The sequence below is a fragment of the Streptomyces sp. NPDC059355 genome (assembly GCF_042752335.1).
GTDB lineage: Bacteria > Actinomycetota > Actinomycetes > Streptomycetales > Streptomycetaceae > Streptomyces.
Genome location: NZ_JBHYXN010000039.1, coordinates 51,272 through 69,622, shown reverse-complemented (window position 1 = coordinate 69,622; position 18,351 = coordinate 51,272). Strand labels below are relative to the sequence as shown.

Annotated in this window: 17 protein-coding genes; 10 read left to right on the top strand and 7 right to left on the bottom strand. The window is 73.2% G+C overall.

All coding sequences use genetic code 11. The features are described 5' to 3' along the window. Positions 1 to 26 precede the first annotated feature (26 nt). The 3 genes from ACFXGI_RS29635 to ACFXGI_RS29625 are packed head-to-tail and all read right to left on the bottom strand — an operon-like array spanning position 27 to position 2,860. Positions 27 to 932 carry a LysR family transcriptional regulator gene (locus ACFXGI_RS29635; RefSeq protein WP_384713059.1) on the bottom strand — a complete coding sequence of 302 codons (906 nt, stop codon included), beginning with the start codon at positions 930 to 932 and terminating at the stop codon, positions 27 to 29. A gap of 10 nt (positions 933 to 942) precedes the next feature. Next, positions 943 to 1,872: a DMT family transporter gene (locus ACFXGI_RS29630; RefSeq protein WP_384713056.1), complete on the bottom strand. Its 930-nt coding sequence runs from the start codon at positions 1,870 to 1,872 to the stop codon at positions 943 to 945. Positions 1,873 to 1,924: 52 nt separating this feature from the next. Then, positions 1,925 to 2,860 (bottom strand): EamA family transporter, encoded by a 936-nt coding sequence (locus ACFXGI_RS29625; RefSeq protein WP_384713053.1) that lies wholly within the window; start codon positions 2,858 to 2,860, stop codon positions 1,925 to 1,927. A 111-nt stretch (positions 2,861 to 2,971) separates the two neighbouring features. Between ACFXGI_RS29625 and ACFXGI_RS29620 the strand changes: the two genes are divergently transcribed. Next, positions 2,972 to 3,496, top strand: a complete 525-nt coding sequence (locus tag ACFXGI_RS29620) for a MarR family winged helix-turn-helix transcriptional regulator (RefSeq protein WP_384713050.1) — start codon at positions 2,972 to 2,974, stop codon at positions 3,494 to 3,496. 157 nt (positions 3,497 to 3,653) lie between these two features. Here the strand turns inward: ACFXGI_RS29620 and ACFXGI_RS29615 are convergent, their stop codons facing one another. From ACFXGI_RS29615 to ACFXGI_RS29600, 4 genes are all read right to left on the bottom strand, one after another. Then, positions 3,654 to 3,893 carry a hypothetical protein gene (locus ACFXGI_RS29615; protein WP_384713047.1) on the bottom strand — a complete coding sequence of 80 codons (240 nt, stop codon included), beginning with the start codon at positions 3,891 to 3,893 and terminating at the stop codon, positions 3,654 to 3,656. A gap of 20 nt (positions 3,894 to 3,913) precedes the next feature. Continuing rightward, complete coding sequence (locus ACFXGI_RS29610) at positions 3,914 to 5,896, bottom strand: 4-alpha-glucanotransferase (protein WP_384713044.1); 1,983 nt, start codon at positions 5,894 to 5,896, stop codon at positions 3,914 to 3,916. Between the two features lie 22 nt (positions 5,897 to 5,918). Next, positions 5,919 to 6,125 (bottom strand): hypothetical protein, encoded by a 207-nt coding sequence (locus tag ACFXGI_RS29605; RefSeq protein WP_037836863.1) that lies wholly within the window; start codon positions 6,123 to 6,125, stop codon positions 5,919 to 5,921. A 577-nt stretch (positions 6,126 to 6,702) separates the two neighbouring features. After that, the gene (locus ACFXGI_RS29600) at positions 6,703 to 7,239 is read right to left on the bottom strand and encodes an HNH endonuclease (protein ID WP_030862175.1); all 537 of its coding nucleotides are present in this window, start codon (positions 7,237 to 7,239) and stop codon (positions 6,703 to 6,705) included. Positions 7,240 to 7,501: 262 nt separating this feature from the next. On the opposite strand from ACFXGI_RS29600, the gene ACFXGI_RS29595 reads away from it, so the two are divergent. The 9 genes from ACFXGI_RS29595 to ACFXGI_RS29555 all read left to right on the top strand — a co-directional run bounded on the left by ACFXGI_RS29595 (position 7,502) and on the right by ACFXGI_RS29555 (position 18,347). Further along, positions 7,502 to 8,587 carry a mechanosensitive ion channel family protein gene (locus ACFXGI_RS29595; protein ID WP_384713041.1) on the top strand — a complete coding sequence of 362 codons (1,086 nt, stop codon included), beginning with the start codon at positions 7,502 to 7,504 and terminating at the stop codon, positions 8,585 to 8,587. 178 nt (positions 8,588 to 8,765) lie between these two features. Beyond that, entirely contained in the window at positions 8,766 to 9,995 is a 1,230-nt protein-coding gene (locus ACFXGI_RS29590) for an ROK family protein (RefSeq protein ID WP_384713038.1), read from the top strand. 127 nt (positions 9,996 to 10,122) lie between these two features. Then, entirely contained in the window at positions 10,123 to 11,457 is a 1,335-nt protein-coding gene (locus tag ACFXGI_RS29585; RefSeq protein ID WP_384713035.1) for an ABC transporter substrate-binding protein, read from the top strand. Positions 11,458 to 11,462: 5 nt separating this feature from the next. Next, entirely contained in the window at positions 11,463 to 12,443 is a 981-nt protein-coding gene (locus ACFXGI_RS29580) for a carbohydrate ABC transporter permease (protein WP_384713032.1), read from the top strand. Position 12,444: 1 nt separating this feature from the next. Next, on the top strand, positions 12,445 to 13,365 hold the full coding sequence (locus tag ACFXGI_RS29575) for a carbohydrate ABC transporter permease (RefSeq protein ID WP_384713029.1): 921 nt from the start codon (positions 12,445 to 12,447) through the stop codon (positions 13,363 to 13,365). Between the two features lie 5 nt (positions 13,366 to 13,370). After that, positions 13,371 to 14,645 (top strand): 6-phospho-beta-glucosidase, encoded by a 1,275-nt coding sequence (locus ACFXGI_RS29570; protein ID WP_384713026.1) that lies wholly within the window; start codon positions 13,371 to 13,373, stop codon positions 14,643 to 14,645. Then, positions 14,636 to 15,655, top strand: a complete 1,020-nt coding sequence (locus ACFXGI_RS29565) for an N-acetylglucosamine kinase (protein WP_384713023.1) — start codon at positions 14,636 to 14,638, stop codon at positions 15,653 to 15,655. The genes ACFXGI_RS29570 and ACFXGI_RS29565 overlap by 10 nt, the downstream gene beginning before the upstream one ends. A 296-nt stretch (positions 15,656 to 15,951) precedes the next feature. Next, positions 15,952 to 17,244, top strand: a complete 1,293-nt coding sequence (locus ACFXGI_RS29560; protein ID WP_384713094.1) for a hypothetical protein — start codon at positions 15,952 to 15,954, stop codon at positions 17,242 to 17,244. A 5-nt stretch (positions 17,245 to 17,249) separates the two neighbouring features. Next, a complete protein-coding gene (locus ACFXGI_RS29555) occupies positions 17,250 to 18,347 on the top strand; it encodes a glutamate ABC transporter substrate-binding protein (RefSeq protein ID WP_384713020.1) in 1,098 nt (365 codons plus the stop codon). Positions 18,348 to 18,351 lie beyond the last annotated feature (4 nt).

Sequence of the window (18,351 nt, the reverse complement as noted above, 5' to 3'; positions counted from 1 at the left end):
TCTCGGCCGGCGGGCGCGGTGCGCGCTCAGGCGGTGCGCCGCGCGGCCACCGTGCGCAGGGCGGCCAGGACCCGGGACACCGCGGGGGCGGCTTCGCCGCCGCTGCGGGTGGCCGCCAGGACGTGGCGGGTGGGCCGGTCGTGGGCCAGGACCCGCACCGCCACCCCCGAGGCTCGGCTCGACACCATGCGGGGGACCAGGGCCACGCCCATCCCGGCCTCGACCATGGCCAGGATCGCGGTCCAGCCGGACGCCGAGTGTGCCTGCTCCGGGACGAAGCCGGCCGCCTCGCAGGCGTTGCGGGCGATCTCCTGCCAGGGGCCGCTGCCCCCGTAGATCCACGGATCGCCGGACAGGTCCGCCAGCCGCAGCGCCGGGGCCGCGGCCAGGGGGTGGTCCGGCGGGAGGGCCACGTCGAGGGGGTCCTCCATCAGCGTGATGCGGGTGAACCGCGGGTCCCGGGCCGTCGGGGCGTGCGCCGCCAGCGAGAGGGCCAGGTCCACGGCCCCGGCCGCCAGCAGTTCGTACGCCTGCGCCGCCTCGGTCTCCCGTACGCGCACCTCCACCCCGGGGTGGCTGCGCCGCAGCGCCGCCACCGCCGGGACCACCAGCACCGGCACGGCCGTGGAGAACGCCCCGATGCGGACCTCGCCCGCCTCCCCGGCCAGGTACCCGCCCAGTTCGGCGTCCGCCCGCTCCAGCTGCGCGAACACCGCTTCCGCGTGCCGCAGTACGAGGTGCGCCGCGTCCGTGAGCCGGACCCGGCGCCCCTGCGCCTCCAGCAGCGGCACCCCCAGCTGCCGGGCGAGATTGGTCAGCTGCTGCGAAACGGCCGAGGGCGTCATGTGCAGCGCCTCGGCCGTCGCGGTCACGGTCCCCCGGTCGGCCAGGGTCCGCAGGATCCGCAGCTTCTTGATGTCCCACTCGGTCATGGGAGCGAACCTACCGGCGGGCACTCCCCAGGCCCACGCCGCCGAGGATCAGCGCCATGCAGAGCAGCTCCGCCGGACTCGTCCGCTCGCCCAGGAGCAGGAAGCCGAGGCCCGCGACGCACACCGGCTGGAGGTAGTAGACGACCCCGGCCCGGGCGGCGCCGATGAGCGAGATCGCCTTGTTCCAGGCGAAGAAGGCGACCGCGGAGGACATGACGCCGACGTACAGGAGCATGCCGCCGGTGCCCGCGGTGACCTCGAAGCCGCCCTGGACGGTGACGGACACGGCGTACGCGGGGGCCAGCATCAGCGCGCCGAGCACGAAGGTGGTGATCAGGAAGGCCGGTCCGCCGAGCGCTGCGGGCTTGCGCTTGAGCAGCGCGCTGTACGTGGCGAAGGACAGGGCGGCGGCGAGCATCCACAGGTCGCCGGCGCCGAAGTCGAAGCCGAGCGAGCCGTCCCCGACGAGCAGCAGCACCCCGAAAGCGGCGAGCAGCAGCCCGAAGGTCCGCCGGACGCCGAGCCGTTCGCCGCCGAGGCGGGCGTACAGAGCCATGACGACCGGCGAGGCGGCCATGATCATGCCCATGTTGGAGGCTGAGGTGGTCAGTCCGGCCTGGTGCACGAGCGTGTTGTAGAGGGCGACGCCGAACAGCGAGGCGAGGGCGATGAACCCTAGGTGGCGGCGGATCAGCTGCCGCTGCCGCCAGGCCTGGCGGGCCGCGAAGGGGGCGACGGCGAGGGCGGCGATGATCCAGCGCCAGAACACGGCCTGGACGGGCGGGACGGTGTCGGCCATCCCCCGGGTGGCGACGAAGCTGCCGGACCAGACGACCGTCGCGACCAGGGCGAGGAGGAGGCCGAGTCCGGCGGACCCCTTCTTCGTCCGGGTGTCCGGCGTGTGCTGCGCAACGGTACGGACCCTGTCCATGACGGCCACGGCGTATCTCCCCCTGGGGTGCTGGTCTGATCTGCTCTCGCCTGATGCGGCTCTACCGTCGCACCGGCCCATCCGTCAGGTCCATCGAAATGTTTCGATCATTCTTTTCAGAAGAACTGAACGGTTCGGTCTTCGTCCCGGCGGCGAACAGCTGGCCCGCGACCGTGGCCCCGAAGGCGAGCGCCATGCCCAGCAGCTGCACGGGCGACAGGGTCTGGCCGAGGGCCGCCCAGCCGATGACGGCCGCGGTGAGCGGCGAGAGGGGGCCGAGCAGGGTGACCGAAGTGGCGGTGAGCCGGCCGATCCCGCGGAACCAGAGCCAGTACGCGATACCGGTGTTGATCAGCATCATGTAGCCGTAGCCGAGCAGGGCCCTGCCGTCGAGCGCGGGCGGCGCCCCCTCGACCAGCGCCGCGACGGGGATGATGACCAGCCCGCCCGCGGTGAGCTGCCAGCCGGTCAGGGCCAGTGGGCCGACCCCCTCCGGGCGCCCCCAGCGCTTGGTCATGACCGTGCCCGCGGCCATGGAGGCGGAGGAGACCACACCGGCGACGATGCCGACGAGGTCCAGCCGGGCCGCGGCGGTCAGGACGACCATGCTCACGCCGAACGCCCCCGCGACGGCGGCGAGTACGGTGCGCAGCCGCGCCCGCTCCCCGAGGACCAGGGCGGCGAGTCCGACGACGAACAGCGGCCCGGCGGAGCCGAGGACGGCCGCCACCCCGCCGGGCAGCCGGTACGCGGAGAGGAACAGCAGCGGGAAGAAGGCGCCGATGTTGAGCGTGCCGAGGACGGCGGACTTCCACCACCACGCGCCGCTCGGGATCCTGCGGGCCAGGGCGGTGAGCAGCAGCCCGGCGGGCAGGGCCCGCATCACTCCGGTGAACAGGGGCCGGTCGGGCGGGAGCAGTTCGGTGGCGACGGCGTAGGTCGAGCCCCAGGAGATCGGGGCGAGAGCGGTCAGGGCGACGGTGGCGAAACGCTTCACGGCAGTGACTCCCCCAGTTGGCTGCTTACAAGAAAGTAGCTTACTCCTAAGCTACTTTCCAGCAAGCTACTTTCTTGCGAACGATCGGAGGGAGGCCGGATACTGCGGTGCATGACCGAGGCCAACAAGGACGCCGTCGACAGCCGGGCTGTCCCCGCCGACGCCGTCGACGCGATCATCGACCAGTGGCACGCGGTGCGACCGGACCTGGACGTCGCACCCATGGCCGTCTTCGGCCGCATCTACCGGATCGCCCGGGCCATGGGGGACGCGGTGGAGCAGGCCTACGCCCCGTACGGGATCTCGCGCGGCGAGTTCGACGTCGTCGCGACGCTTCGCCGCTCCGGCGCCCCGTACACGCTCTCGCCGCGCCAGCTGTCGGCCACGCTCATGCTCACGACGGGCGGCATGACGGGGCGTCTGGACAAGCTGGAGAAGGCCGGACTGCTCGGACGCAGGCCCGATCCGCACGACCGGCGTGGACTCCAGGTGACGATCACCGACCGCGGGCTCGCCCTCATCGACGAGGCCGTCGTCTCCGGGCTGGAGACGCAGCGCGCCGCGCTCAAGGGACTCGGCGACGAGGAGGCCGCCCTCCTGACGGGCCTGCTCCGCAAACTGATGGCCGAGGTCTGAGTCGTTTCCTTCGGATCGGGCCGGGCCCGCGGCGGCCGGGAAAGCATGACGGGGCGCCGGGGGTCCGCACCGGAGCCGAGGAGGCTTCGGCCTGCGGACCCCGGCGCCCCGGAAGCCATATGGGGACCGACCCGGTCGGGTCAGCCGTTCAGCCTGTTCAGTTGGTGGGCTGCGGCTTGTCCGACTTGTCGAGGACCATCACCAGACCGGCGATGACCAGGAACAGCACGATCGGCGTGGCCACGTACAGGCCGAGGGTCTGGGCAATGCTCAGACCCGGGCCCGGGTCGTCGCCGTCGTCGCGGGTGACCGCGAGGGCGGGAGACGTCATCAGCAGCATCATCAGCGTCGATCCGGCCGTGACGGCGCCGGCGCGCAGAGCGTTCTTCTTGTCCACGGTGCAAACGTAGCGAACACCTAAACGCGGCGCGCGCCCGGGGGTGCCGTACGGGCACCCGCCCCCTCCCGCACCGCGCTCAGCAGGGCGTTCGCCCGGGGCGAGGCGGCCAGCGCCTCCAGGGTCAGCGGCCGTCCCGCCGAGTCCGCGAGCGGCAGCCGCCAATTGGGGTACTGGTCCCAGGTCCCGGGCAGGTTCTGCGGCCGCCGGTCCCCCACCGCGTCGGGCAGCCATACGCCGACCATCCGGGCGGGGGTGCGCAGCAGGAACCCGTACAGGGCCCGTACGGCGGCCTCCTCGCCCTTGGCGTCCAGTCCGAGCCCCTCCAGTACCTCCAGCCACTCGGCGGTGTCGGCGGCGTCCTGGGCGCGCTCCTCCTCCACCGGCCGGGTCAGCAGGCCGAGGCGGTCGCGCAGTTCCACATGGGCGCCGGCCAGCTTGGCGGCGGTGGGCGGGAGGTCGTGGGTGGTGGCGGTGGCCAGGCAGTCGGCGCGCCAGGCCCCGGGGGCGAGCGGCTGCCCGTCACCCGCCCAGTCGCGTTCGAACCAGAGGACCGAGGTGCCGAGCACCCCGCGCCGGGCCAGCGCCGTGCGGACGCGCGGCTCCACCGTCCCGAGGTCCTCGCCGATGACCGGGGCCCCGGCCAGATGGGCCTCCAGCACCAGGACCGCGAGCATCGCCTCGCCGTCGTACGAGACGTACGTGCCGTCGGCGGGCGGGGCGCCCTCCGGAATCCACCAGAGCCGGAACAGGCCCATGACGTGGTCGATGCGCAGGGCGCCGGCGTAGCGGAACACCCCGCGCAGCAGGGCCCGGAACGGCGCGTAGCCGGTGGCCGAGAGGCGGTCGGGCCGCCACGGCGGCAGGCCCCAGTCCTGGCCGCGCGCGTTGAAGGCGTCGGGCGGGGCGCCGACGGAGACGTCCTTCGCGTAGAGGGGCGGGCCGAGGGTGTCCGAGCCCTGCGGGTGCACCCCGACGGCGAGGTCGTGCACGATGCCGACCGGCATCCCGGCCTCGTGGGCGGCCTGCTGGGCGGCGGCGAGCTGGGCATCGGTCAGCCAGACCAGCCAGCGGTGGAAGTCGGCCCCCCGGCCGTCCCCGGCGCACCAGGCGGCGTGCCGGTCGAGGGCTTCGCCCTGCTCGGCGCGGAACCGGCGGTACCCGGCCTCGCGTTCGGGGGTCCGGGGGACGGCGTACAGCAGCTCGAGCGCCCGGAGCTTCAGCTCCCACACCGCGTCGCGGTCGATCAACGCCCCCTTGTCGAGCACCTCGCGCCGCAGCTCGGCCCCCTGCTCCGCGAGTTCGGCGAGGGCGTCGCGGTCCGGGCAGCCGGCGAACTCGGGGACGTCCTCGATCCGCAGGTGCACGGGGTCGGGGAAGCGGCGCGAGGAAGGCCGGTACGGGGAGGGGTCGGTCGGCGCCCCGGGCACGGCGGCGTGCAACGGGTTGACCTGGATGAACCCGACCCCGTGGGTCCGCCCGGCCCAGCGCGCGAGCGCGGCGAGATCGCCGAGGTCCCCCATGCCCCAGGACTGTTCGGAGAGCAGGGAGTACAGCTGCACGAGCACCCCGTGCACCCGTCCGCCCCCACCAGGTGCCCGCTCCGGAGCCACGATCAGCGTGGCGTCCCCGGTGCGCCCGTCGGGGGTCTCGACGCCCACCCGGTGCACCCCGAGGGGCGGCGCCCCCCGCCCGCCGGGCTCCCAGCCCCCGGCCTCGTCGCCCTCCAGGCGGATCCGCGTTCCGGGAGGGAGCGCGGCCAGCTCCTGGGGCGGCTCGGCCCCGGCCCACCACACCAGCACGGGCGGCAGCAGCCGGTGCGCGGCCTCGCGCTCGGCCGCGGCCAGGTGTCCCCGTACGGCTTCCGGGGTGTCGCAGTCGACGCCCAGCTGCCGCAGCACGGCGACGACGGTGGCCTCCGGGACCCGGACAGTGACGTCCTCGGCGGGCTGGTAGGTGGTGGCGACGCCGTGCAGGGCCGCGAGCCGGGCGAGGTCGTCCATGTGAGTACCTGTGTCCCTGTGTCTAGTCGCCGGCGGCAGCGGCCGCGGCGGGCGTGGTCGGTTCGCTCGTCAGCGGGGCCTCGTCGGCGAGCGGGGGCTCGCTGGTCAGCGGCGCGTGCGCGGAACCGGCGAGCGGGGGCTCGCTGGTGAGGGGCCCCTCGGCGGGCCCGGCCTGCGCGGGCAGGTGGGCGAGGAGGGGGGTGTGACGGGTGCCGGGTGCGGTGTTCACGGGCGTTGCTCCTTTGTCCGTACGGGGTGTGAGGGTGGGTCAGGGGCCATGGAACACCGCCGGGGAACATCGCAGCCATACCCCGTGGGCAGCGCCGCATTCCTGGCGTATCCAGGTCAGAACCCCCACGGACGCCCAGGACGAACACCGCCTGCGGCGTTCGAGGCGTGGGGCCGGGGAACGGGCGGAAGGGCGGGGGCAGGGGCAGGGCGGCGCGGGGCAGGGCAGGGCGGGGAGGCGGCAGCCCACAACGCCGGGGCTCCGGTCGTGACCCTGCGCCGGGACTGCGGTCCGCGCAGCGACGGCCCGGTCAGGACCTGAGCCCCGCGTCAGGGCCCGGCGGCTCCCGGGCCGGGCATCGGGGAGCGGGAATCGGGGCCGGGGGCCGGGACCCCGGTCCGGGCCGCACTGCGCACTCCGCAGTACGCAGTACGCAGTACGGACGCTTGGCCCGTGCGGCCGGCCCTCCGGGAGCTCGACCCGTCGCAAGGGGCCCCGGGGCGTCAGAGCGCAGCCCCGGGGCCCCTGGGCCGGGGCGGATACCCGGGGCGGGGACCCGGAACGGGGTCCCCGCCTTCTACGACGCCGCCGCGCCGATGCGGTTCAGGGCCGCCTCCGCGCCGTACGGCTCCAGGTACGGCATCCAGCGGGGGTCGCGGTGGCCCGTGCCGATGATGCGCCAGGCCAGACCCGACGGCGGAGCCGGCTGGTGACGCAGGCGCCAGCCCAGCTCCAGCAGGTGCCGGTCCGCCTTGACGTGGTTGCACCGCCGGCACGCGGCGACCACGTTGTCCCACACGTGCTGCCCGCCCCGGCTGCGCGGGATCACGTGGTCGACACTGGTCGCGACCCCGCCGCAGTACATGCAGCGCCCTCCGTCACGGGCGAACAGTGCGCGGCGGGTGAGTGGAACGGGCCCCCGGTAGGGGACCCGCACGAAGCGCTTGAGCCGGACCACGCTGGGCGCGGGGACGGCTTTCGTCGCGCTGTGCAAAAAGGCGCCGGATTCTTCCAGGGAGACGGCTTTGTTCTCCAGGACGAGGACGAGCGCGCGGCGGAGCGGTACGACGCCGAGCGGCTCGTACGACGCATTGAGGACCAGGACGTGCGGCACGGACTGCCTCCTTGTACGTCGGCGGCGCGTGGCTCGCGCCGGGACGATCTGCTCTCCAGTCTCCCCTTACGGCTGGTGGAAGCGCCACCACGCACCCGTAACGGGTCCGAGGTGTTTTCAACCACACCCGGTTCATCCCCAGGTGAGCCCGGTCTCTCCCTCGAACACGGCAACGGGGTCACCCGAATGCCCCGTTAGTGTGGATGGTCTGCCCCGCACACCCCTTTCCGCGGGCGGACCGCTATACCTGGAGGTTCCCGTCGTGCCCTGGCCTGCCGCCCTGCTGCCCCTGGCAGCCGACACCCCGGACCCGGCCGCTTCGGTCAAGGAGGCCCACGAGAGCGTCACGAACGCCGCCAGTTTCATCGAGGAGAACTGGGCCGGATGGCTGTACCTCGGCCTGAAGATCCTGCTGATCCTGGTGATCGCGGCCGCGCTCCGCTCGCTGGTCCGCAAGTCGCTGACCAAGCTCATAGTGCGGATGAACCGGGGTGCCGAGGCCGTCGAGGGCATGGCACTCGGCGGGCTGCTCGTCAACGCCGAGCGCCGGCGGCAGCGCTCCGAGGCGATCGGCTCGGTCCTGCGTTCGGTGGCCTCGTTCCTGATCCTCGGCACGGCCGGGCTGATGGTCCTCGGCGCACTGGGCATCAACCTGGGCCCGCTGCTCGCGAGCGCCGGTGTGGCCGGTGTGGCGATCGGTTTCGGCGCGCGGAACCTGGTGACGGACTTCCTGTCCGGCGTGTTCATGATCCTCGAGGACCAGTACGGCGTCGGCGACAAGATCGACGCGGGGGTGGCCTCCGGCGAGGTCGTCGAGGTCGGCCTGCGCGTCACCAAGCTGCGCGGTGACAGCGGCGAGATCTGGTACGTCCGCAACGGCGAGATCAAGCGGATCGGCAACCTCAGCCAGGGCTGGGCGACGGCGGGCGTGGACGTCCACGTCAAGCCCTCCGAGAGCCTCGACCGCATCCGCGAGGTGATCAAGAACGTCGCCGACGGCCTGGCCAAGGAGTCCCCGTGGGACGAGCGCCTGTGGGGTCCGGTGGAGGTGCTGGGCCTGGACGAGGTGCTGCTGGCCTCGATGACGGTGAAGGTCTCGGCGAAGACCATGCCGGGCCAGCAGTTCGCCGTGGAGCGCGAGCTGCGCTGGCGGATCAAGAAGGCCTTCGACGAGGCCGGGATCCGGATCATCGGCGGCCTGCCTGCCGCGGAGGACGCGGAGGAGGCGGCCGACCCCTCGGCCGCCGTGGCCGCGCCGTCGGCGCTCGCGAACCCGGCCTCCCCCCAGTCGCTGGCCACCGCCCCGATCCCGCCGCCGGCCGCCGGCGCCCCCCGGATCACCAAGTAGCCGCCCCTCCTTCCCCACGAACGCTCCCGCACCACCCCGCTGCCCCCGCAGGTTCATTTCTGCGGGGGCAGCGGCATTGACACAGCTCAAACACCGATAGGAAACTTACCTAACAGTTCCTGACGGCCACGTGCTCCGATGACGGAGCCGTCGACTGAGCCGATGACGGAGAGCGCCCATGACCGGCACCACCCCGGGTACCCCCAGCCTGCTGCGCGTCATGAACGACCGCGCCGCGCTGGACCTGCTGCTGGAGCACGGGCCCCTGTCCCGGACCCGGATCGGCCGGCTCACCGGGCTCTCCAAGCCCACCGCCTCCCAGCTGCTGGCCCGCCTCGAAGCCGCCGGGCTGGTCGTGGCCTCCGGCACCGCGGGCGGCCGCCCCGGCCCCAACGCCCAGCTGTACGGGGTCAACCCGCGCGCCGCCCACGTCGCCGGACTGGACGTCACCCCGAGCGGGATCGTCGCGGCCGTCGCCGACCTCACCGGCGAGGTGATCGCCTGCCACGAGCTCCCGTACACCGAGGGCGCAGGAGCCGTCGACCGGGTCACCCGGGCCCTCGGCGGGGCCGTCGAGGGGGCCGGGCTGCGGCGCTCCGACATCCACCGCGTCGTCATCGCCACCCCGGGGTCCTTCGACCCCCGCACCGGGGCCCTGCGCTACGCCGACCACCTGCCCGGCTGGCACTCCCCCACCCTCCTGGAGGAGCTGGCGGCGGCCCTGCCGATGCCGGTCGGGTACGAGAACGACGTGAACCTGGCCGCGGTCGCCGAGCAGCGGCTCGGCGCGGCCCGCGGCCACGGGGACTTCGTACTGCTGTGGAACGAAGAGGGGCTCGGCGCCGCCCTGGTGCTCGGCGGCCGGCTGCACCGCGGCTGGACCGGCGGCGCGGGGGAGGTCGGGTTCCTGCCCGTACCGGGGCATCCCCTGGTCCGGCAGGTCACCCGGGTCAACTCGGGCGGCTACCAGGAGCTGGCCGGCGTCCAGGTGGTGCCCGGGATGGCGGCCGCGCTGGGCATCGGGGCACCGCCCGGTCCCCCCACCGGGCCGGCGGCCACGCCCGTCGCCACGCCCGTCGCCACGGCGGTCGCGCTGCTGGCGCGGGCCGCCGGGCACCCCGAGGGGGCGAACCTGCTGCTCCTCCAGCGGTACGCCACCGCCCTGGCCACCGGGCTCGCCTCGCTGGTCGCCGTACTGGACCCGGAGATCGTGGTCCTGTCCGGCGCGGTGACCGCCGCCGGCGGGGACGTACTGCGCGAGCTCGTCGAGGCCGAGCTCGCCGATCTCGCCCCCTCCCGCCCGCGCCTGGTGTCCGGCACCGTGCGCGACCGGCCCGTACTGCGCGGAGCGCTGGAGAGCGCCCTCGCCGCCACCCGCGACGAGGTCTTCGACACCTCGCGCCGCTGACCGCCCCACCCCCGCAGAACCAGCACCACCTGCACCACCTGCACCCCTGCACCACCCCCGCCGCACTGCTCGTCGCATCCCCTGGCACCCGTCCCGGAAGTTCCTCCCGCAGAGAGCGAGCCCCGCCATGCCCAGAACCCGCCGCCTGCCCGTCGCGGCCACCGCCGTCGCCGCGCTGTCCGTCCTCGCCACCGCTTGTACGGGCCAGAGCGGCACCGCGGCCTCCGACGATCCGAACAAGGAGGTCACGCTCAACTTCTGGCACGGCTGGTCCGCGCCGAGCGAGGCCAAGGCGATCGAGGAGAACATCGCCCGGTTCGAGAAGGCGCACCCGAACATCAAGGTCAAGGTCACGGGCAACATGACCGACGACAAGATCAACCAGGCGCTCCGGGCCGGCGGGGACAAGGCCCCCGACGTGGTCTCCTCGTTCACCACCGACAGCGTCGGCAAGTTCTGCAACTCCGGCGCCTTCAGCGACCTGAACCCCTTCCTCCGGAAGGCCGGCATAGACAAGGCGAAGGTCTTTCCCAAGACCCTGCTGGACTACACCCAGTTCAACGGCAACCAGTGCACGCTGCCGCTGCTGAACGACGCGTACGGCCTCGTCTACAACAAGGACGCCTTCAAGGCCGCGGGCATCACCGAGCCGCCGAAGACGTGGAGCCAGTTCGTCGAGGTCGCACAGAAGCTGACCAAGCCCGACGGGGACTCGTACACCCAGGTCGGCATCATGCCGACCTACCACGGCTACGAGACCACCCCCGCGCGCCTGGCCGCACAGTGGAGCCCGAAGTACTTCGACGCCGACGGCAAGTCGAACCTGGCCAAGGACCCGGCGTTCGCGAGCATGCTGACGGCGCAGAAGGACCTGGTGGCCAAGCTCGGCGGCTACGAGAAGCTGGAGAAGTTCCGCAACACCTTCGGCGACGAGTGGAGTGCCGAACACCCCTTCCACAAGGGCCAGGTCGCGATGCAGATCGACGGCGAGTGGCGGGCCGCGATGGCCAAGGAGGCCGGGGTCGCCTTCGAGATCGGCACCGCGCCGCTGCCGGTGCCGGACGACCAGGCCGCCGACTACGGCAAGGGCTACCTCTCCGGCACGATCATGGGCATCGCCTCGGGCAGCAAGAAGCAGAACGCCGCCTGGGAGCTGGTGAAGTACATGACCACCGACACGGAGGCGGTCGTGGCCTTCGCCAACGCCATCCACAACGTACCCTCCACCCTGGCGGCCCTGGAGTCCCCGGAGCTCCAGGTCACCCCGGAGTTCAAGACCTTCCTCGACATCGCCCGGCACCCGAAGTCGAGCACCACCCCGGCCCAGGCCGACGGCGGCACCTACCAGCTGACCTTCCAGGACCTCGCGTACGCGGTCGAGAAGGGCGACGTCGCCGACATCCCGGCCGGCCTCGCCAAGACCGGCCGGCAGATCGACACGGACATCGCGAAGGCGAAGTAGCCCCGATGACCAGCACCGGCACCAGCACCGGCATCAGCACCGGCCCCGTCGCGCCCCCGCTGCGGGCGAAGCGCCGGCGGGCCGCCCTGCGCACCGCGGCCTTCATGTCGCCCTGGCTGATCGGGTTCGCCGTCTTCTTCGCGTACCCGCTCGTCTCCACCGTGTACTTCTCCTTCACGAAGTACGACGGCTTCCGCCCGCCCGTCTTCAACGGCCTCGACAACTGGACGTACGTCTTCACGGACTATCCGCTGTTCTGGCCGGCCATGCGCAACACCCTGTGGCTGGTCGTGGTGATGGTCGCCTGCCGGGTCGTCTTCGGCCTCGGCGTCGGCCTGCTCATCACCAAGATCAAAACGGGGGCGGGGGTCTTCCGGACCCTGTTCTACCTGCCCTACCTCGCCCCGCCGGTCGCCGCGACCCTGGCCTTCGTCTTCCTGCTCAACCCCGGCACCGGCCCGGTCAACACCCTGCTGGAGGCGGTCGGCCTGCCCGCCCCGGGCTGGTTCACCGACGCCGACTGGTCCAAGCCCGCCCTCACCGTCCTCGCGGTGTGGGGGGTCGGCGACCTGATGGTCATCTTCATGGCCGCGCTGCTCGACGTACCGAAGGAGCAGTACGAGGCCGCCGAGCTGGACGGGGCCGGCGCCTGGGCGCGGTTCCGGCACATCACCCTGCCGAACATCTCGCCGATCATCCTGTTCGCGGTGGTCACCGGGGTCATCCAGGCGATGCAGTACTACACGCAGCCCCTGGTGGCGGGAAAGGTCGCCGCGGGCGTCATCGGCGGCTCGGGCCAGCAGTTCGAGCCGGGCTACCCCGACAAGTCCACGCTGACCCTCCCCCAGGTCGTCTACAACGTCGGCTTCCAGCGCTTCGACTACGGCACCGCCTGTGTCGTCGCACTGGTCCTCTTCGCCCTCTCCATGGCCTGCACCGCGCTGCTGATGCGCCGCCGTGGCGGGCTGATCGGAGCAGGTGACTGAGATGGCCCAACTGACCGACACGAAGGCGCCCGCGGCCACGAGGGGCTCCGGAGCGGCCGCGGGAACGGCCGGACCGGGCCGCGGCGGCCTCGCCGACCGCAAGGCCCTCCTGCACTGGATCGGCGTGCACGCCCTCGGCGTCGCCGCCGCCCTGTTCTTCGTCCTCCCGTTCGTCTTCCTCTTCCTGACCTCCCTGATGAGCGACCAGCAGGCGCTGACCCGCGACCTGGTGCCCGACACCTGGGAGTGGGGCAACTACGCCAAGGTGTGGAACACCCCTGGCTTCCTGACCTGGTGGCGCAACACCCTGCTGTACGCGGGGCTGGGCACGCTGCTGACCGTGGTCTCCTCGGTGCCCGTGGCGTACGCGCTCGCCAAGTTCCGCTTCCGCGGGCGGCGGCTGTCGCTGCTGCTGGTGATCGCCATGATGATGCTGCCGCCGCAGGTGGTGGTCATCCCGATGTACCTGTTCTGGGCCAAGCAGCTGGACCTGTCCGGCACCCTGTGGCCGCTGATCATCCCGATGGCGTTCGGCGACGCGTTCTCGATCTTCCTGCTCCGCCAGTTCCTGCTGACCATCCCCGACGAGTACCTGGACGCGGCCAAGGTCGACGGCTGCGGCGAGGTCCGCACCCTGCTGCGCGTCGTCCTGCCGATGGCCAAGCCGGGGATCGCCGCCGTCGCGCTGTTCCAGTTCTTCTGCGCCTGGAACGACTACTTCGGCCCGCAGATCTACGCCTCGGACAACCCCGCCGCCTGGACCCTCAGTTACGGACTGGAGTCCTTCAAGGGGGCGCACCACACCAACTGGAACCTCACCATGGCCGCGACCGTGCTGGTCATGGCGCCGGTGATCGTCCTCTTCTTCTTCGCCCAGAAGGCGTTCGTCGAGGGCGTCACCCTGACGGGAGTGAAAGGCTAGTGACCATGAAACTCGCAGTGGTGGGCGGCGGTTCCACCTACACGCCCGAGTTGATCGACGGCTTCGCGCGGCTGCGCGACACCCTGCCGATCGGCGAGCTGGTGCTGATCGACCCCGCCACCGACCGGCTGGACCTGATCGGCGCGCTGGCCCGGCGGATCTTCGCCAAGCAGGGGCACCCGGGGCGGGTGACCACCACCGCCGATCTCGACGCGGGCGTCGAGGGGGCCGACGCGGTCCTGCTCCAGCTGCGCATCGGCGGGCAGGCGGCCCGGCTCCAGGACGAGACCTGGCCGCTGGAGTGCGGCTGCGTGGGGCAGGAGACCACGGGCGCCGGCGGTCTCGCCAAGGCGCTGCGGACGGTTCCGGTGGTGCTGGACATCGCCGAGCGGGTCCGGCGGGCCAACCCGGATGCCTGGATCATCGACTTCACCAACCCGGTCGGGATCGTCACCCGCGCCCTGCTGCGGGCCGGGCACAAGGCGGTCGGGCTGTGCAACGTGGCCATCGGCTTCCAGCGGAAGTTCGCCGCGCTGCTGGACCTGGCCCCGTCCGACATCCATCTGGACCACGTGGGCCTCAACCACCTCACCTGGGAACTGGGGGTGCGCAAGGGCGGCCCCGACGGCGAGGACCTGCTGCCCGGGCTGCTCGCCGAGCACGGCGCGGCCGTCGCCGAGGACCTGCGGCTGCCGCGCGCGGTGCTGGACCGCCTGGGCGTCGTGCCCTCGTACTACCTGCGGTACTTCTACGCGCACGACGCGGTGGTGCGCGAGCTGGGCGGCAAGCCCTCGCGGGCCGCCGAGGTCGCCGCGATGGAGCGGGAGCTGCTCGCCCTGTACGCCGATCCGGCGCTGGACGAGAAGCCGGAGCTGCTGGCCAAGCGGGGCGGGGCCTTCTACTCGGAGGCGGCCGTGGACCTGGCGGCGGCGCTGCTGGGCGACGGCGGTCCGGGCCCGGCCGCCGTGCAGGTGGTCAACACGCTGAACAACGGCACCCTGCCGTTCCTCCCGGACGACGCGGTGATCGAGGTCCAGGCCCGGGTGGACCGGTCCGGCCCGGTGCCTTTGGCCGTGCCCCGGCTGGACCCGCTGTACGCCGGACTGGTCGCGCACGTCACGGCGTACGAGGACCTGGCGCTGGACGCGGCCCTACGGGGCGGTCGCGAGCGGGTCTTCAAGGCGCTGCTGGCGCACCCGCTGGTCGGCCAGTTCGACCTCGCGGAGGGGCTGACCGACCGTCTCCTCGCGCACAACAAGGAGCACCTGGCATGGGCGTGACCCCTCCCGCCCCTCCCGCCCGGCCGGCCGTCCTGGCCATCGACGCGGGCAACAGCAAGACGGACGCGGCCCTGATCGCCGCGGACGGCACGGTCCTCGGCACCGGGCGCTCCGGCGGCTTCCAGCCGCCGCGCACCGGCGTCGGGGAGGCGGTCGACGTCCTGGGGCAGGCGGTCGCGGAGGCCGTCGGGGCGGCCGCGCTGCCCCGGCCCGCGCCCGGGGCGCCGTACGCCGACCAGGTCTCGGCGTGCCTGGCCAATGCCGACCTCCCGGTGGAGGAGAGGCAGCTCGCGGAGGCCATCGGCGCGCGCGGCTGGGGCTCGGCCACCCGGGTGTTCAACGACACCTTCGCGATCCTGCGGGCCGGGCTGGCCGCGGGCGAGCCGCCGCGGGGGGTCGCGGTGGTGTGCGGGGCCGGCATCAACTGCGTGGGGATGCGGCCCGACGGGCGCACGGCCCGCTTCCCGGCCCTCGGGCAGATCTCCGGGGACTGGGGCGGCGGGAGCGGCCTGGCCGCGGAGGCCCTGTGGTGGGCGGCGCGGGCGGAGGACGGCCGCGGCGGCCCGACGGAGCTGGCGGCGGCGCTGCCGGGGCACTTCGGGCTCGCCTCGATGGCCGAGCTCATCGAGGCCCTGCACCTGGGGAGCCTGGCGCACGGGCGGACCCACGAGCTGGTGCCGGTGCTGTTCTCGGTGGCCGCGGCGGGCGACGCGGTGGCCTCGGCGCTCGTGGAGCGGCAGGCGGACGAGGTGGTGGCGCTGGCTTCGGTGGCGCTGGCCCGGCTGGACCTGCTGGAGGAGGAGGCTCCGGTGCTGCTGGGCGGCGGCGTCCTCACGGCCGGTCACGCGCAGCTGGACGGGCGGATCGCGGCGGGGCTGGCCCGGCGGGCGCCGCGGGCCCGGGTGTCGGTGGTCTCGGCCCCGCCCGTACTGGGTGCGGGACTGCTGGGGCTGGACGCGCTCGGGGCCCTGCCCGAGGCCCATGGAAAACTCCGTGCCCATTTCGGGTGAACCCGCCCCGGGAGGCCCCGTGTCTGGAACCGTGGCGGCCGTGGGGACGTATTCACGGTGAAGGGGTGGGGTCGCCGCGTACAGGGGGGGTGGATCGCCGAGATCCGGCACCGGGTGCTGTGGTCGGCCGTGACTACGGCCATACTGCTGCGGAACAGAGGACCAAGGGGGAGGTCACGGTGGCCATCACATCACGCGCGCCCGCGCCGGGGGGCGCCGTCGCCGTGCCGCCCCCGGGTCCGCCCGGGGGGCCGCCGCAGGGTCCGGCGCGGCCGGGTACGGCCTGGGCCGAGGGCATGGAGCGGCTGCGCGCCGCCGCCACGACCGAGCCCGGCCGGCTGCGGATCATCGGGGCCGTCCTGGCGGCGCTGGTGCTGCTGTTCGGCCTGGTGACCGTCTGGGAGATCTCCGCCCGGGTGGGCGCCGCGGACGACGTGGTGGGCCGCAGCCAGCCGCTGAGCGCGGACGCGGCGAGCATCTACCGCTCCCTCGCGGATGCCGACACGGCATCCTCCAGCGGGTTCCTGGCCGGCGGCGACGAGCCGCGCGAGGTCCGCGAGCGGTACGAGAAGGACATCTCCAACGCCTCGAAGCTGCTGGTGAACGCGGCCGCGAACACCGGGGCGGACGAGGACTCGCGCCAGCAGATCGCGCTGCTGAGCGAGCAGCTGCCGCGCTACACGGGACTGATCGAGCAGGCCCGGGCCACGAACAAGCAGGGCCTGCCGCTGGGCGGCGCCTATCTGCGGTACGCCAACGAGCAGATGAGCACCCAGCTGCTGCCCGCCGCACAGCGGCTGTACGAGGCGGAGACGGACCGGCTCTACACGGACTACGACGACGCCCGCGCGCTGCCGCTGGCCTCGCTCGGCACGGGCCTGCTCGCGCTGGCCGCCCTGGCCTGGGCGCAGCGCCGCAACTACCGCCGCACGAACCGGGTCTTCAACCACGGGCTCGTGGCGGCGACGGCCGCCTCGCTGGTGGTGCTGCTGTGGCTGGCCGTGGGGCACACGGTCGCCCGGTCGGGGCTGGCGGAGGCGCGAGCGGACGGCCAGGAGTCCCTGAAGGTGCTCAACGACGCGCGGATCGCCTCCCTCCAGGCGCGCGCCAGCGAGAACCTGACGCTGATCGCGCGGGGCGCCGTACTGGCCGCGGACAACAAGTCCGACAAGTACGACGTGGACTTCACGGCCGAGATGAAGGAGCTGGACGCGGGTCTGGCGACGGCGCGGAAGCTGGCCGACGACAGCAGCGGGCGGGATCCGGTGGTCCGCGCCGCGGACGGCGTCAAGGAGTGGAAGCAGCGGCACGCGGCGGCCCGGGAGACCGACTTGCGCGGGGACTACCAGGCCGCTCTGCCCCAGGTCATCGGGGACAAGGACCACAAGGACAGCAGTGGGGCCTCGTTCGACACGGTGGACGCGTCCCTGGAGCAGGCGGTGGCCCATGAGCAGAAGGAGTTCACCCGGGCGGCCCGGGACGGGCTCGGCGCGCTGGGCGGTTTGGTGACGGGTTCGGCGGCCCTGGCGGTCCTCGGCGCGGCGGCGGCACTGCTCGGCATCGGGCGCCGGCTTTCGGAGTACAGGTGACAGCGATGCGGATACGTGTGAAGTCCGACGACGAGGGCCGCTCCGAGGGCCCCGAGGGCGGAGCGTCCGGTGCGGCCGGGGTGCACGGCCCGGTGCCGCGTGCCTCCGGGCCGCGGCGCGCGGCGGCGCGGCTGCGCGGCTGGGGCGGGGTGAGCGCGATGGCCACCGCCTGCGCGGTGACGGCCGCGGCCGTCCTGCTGCCGCTGGCCCAGGCGGCCCCGGAGAGCGGCCACCCGGCCGTGGTCCGCGAACCCGCCTCCATGGCGGCCGCCCCGGCCCCCTGGTCGCTCACCGACACCTGCCAGGACCCGGAGGCCAGCCTGCACCCGAACGGCGTGGACGGGCCGACGATCGAGCGGATCCGCAAGGCGGGCAAGCTCGTCGCGGGCGTGGACCAGAACAGCTTCAAGTGGGGCTATCGCAACCCGGTCGACGGCCGCCTCGACGGGTTCGACATCGCCCTGGTCAAGGCCATCGCGAAGGACATCCTGGGCGATGAGAATGCGGTGATCTACCGGGCCATCCCCACCAGCCAGCGCGTCCCCGCACTCCAGGACGGCCGCGTCGACGTCGTCGTACGGACCATGACGATCAACTGCAAGCGGCTGGAGGACGTCGCCTTCTCCACGGCGTACTTCGAGGCCGGGCAGCAGGTCCTGGCCCCCAAGGGCTCGCCGATCACGGGGTACGACGCCTCGCTGAAGGACCGCCGGATCTGCACCGCGGCCGGCTCCACGGCCGAGGCGGCGCTCAAGGCCCAGCCGTACGGATCGGTGCCGGTCAGCGTGCCCAACCAGCTGGACTGTCTGGTCCGGCTCCAGCTGGGCGAGGTGGACGGCATCATCACGGACAACGCGCTCGCGGCCGGCCAGGCCGCTCAGGACCCGTCGGTGCGCCTCGTCGGCTCCCCGTTCACCAGGGAGTTCTACGGGGTGGCCATGAACAAGGACGCCTCCGACCTGGTGCGCCGGGTCAACAAGGTGCTGGAGAACTACCGCGCCGGCGGTGACAACAGCCCCTGGATGCAGGCGTACGTGGCGCACCTCAAGCCCGTTCTGCCCGGCGTGGCCGGACCGCCCGCGCCGAAGTACCGGGACGGCTGAGACA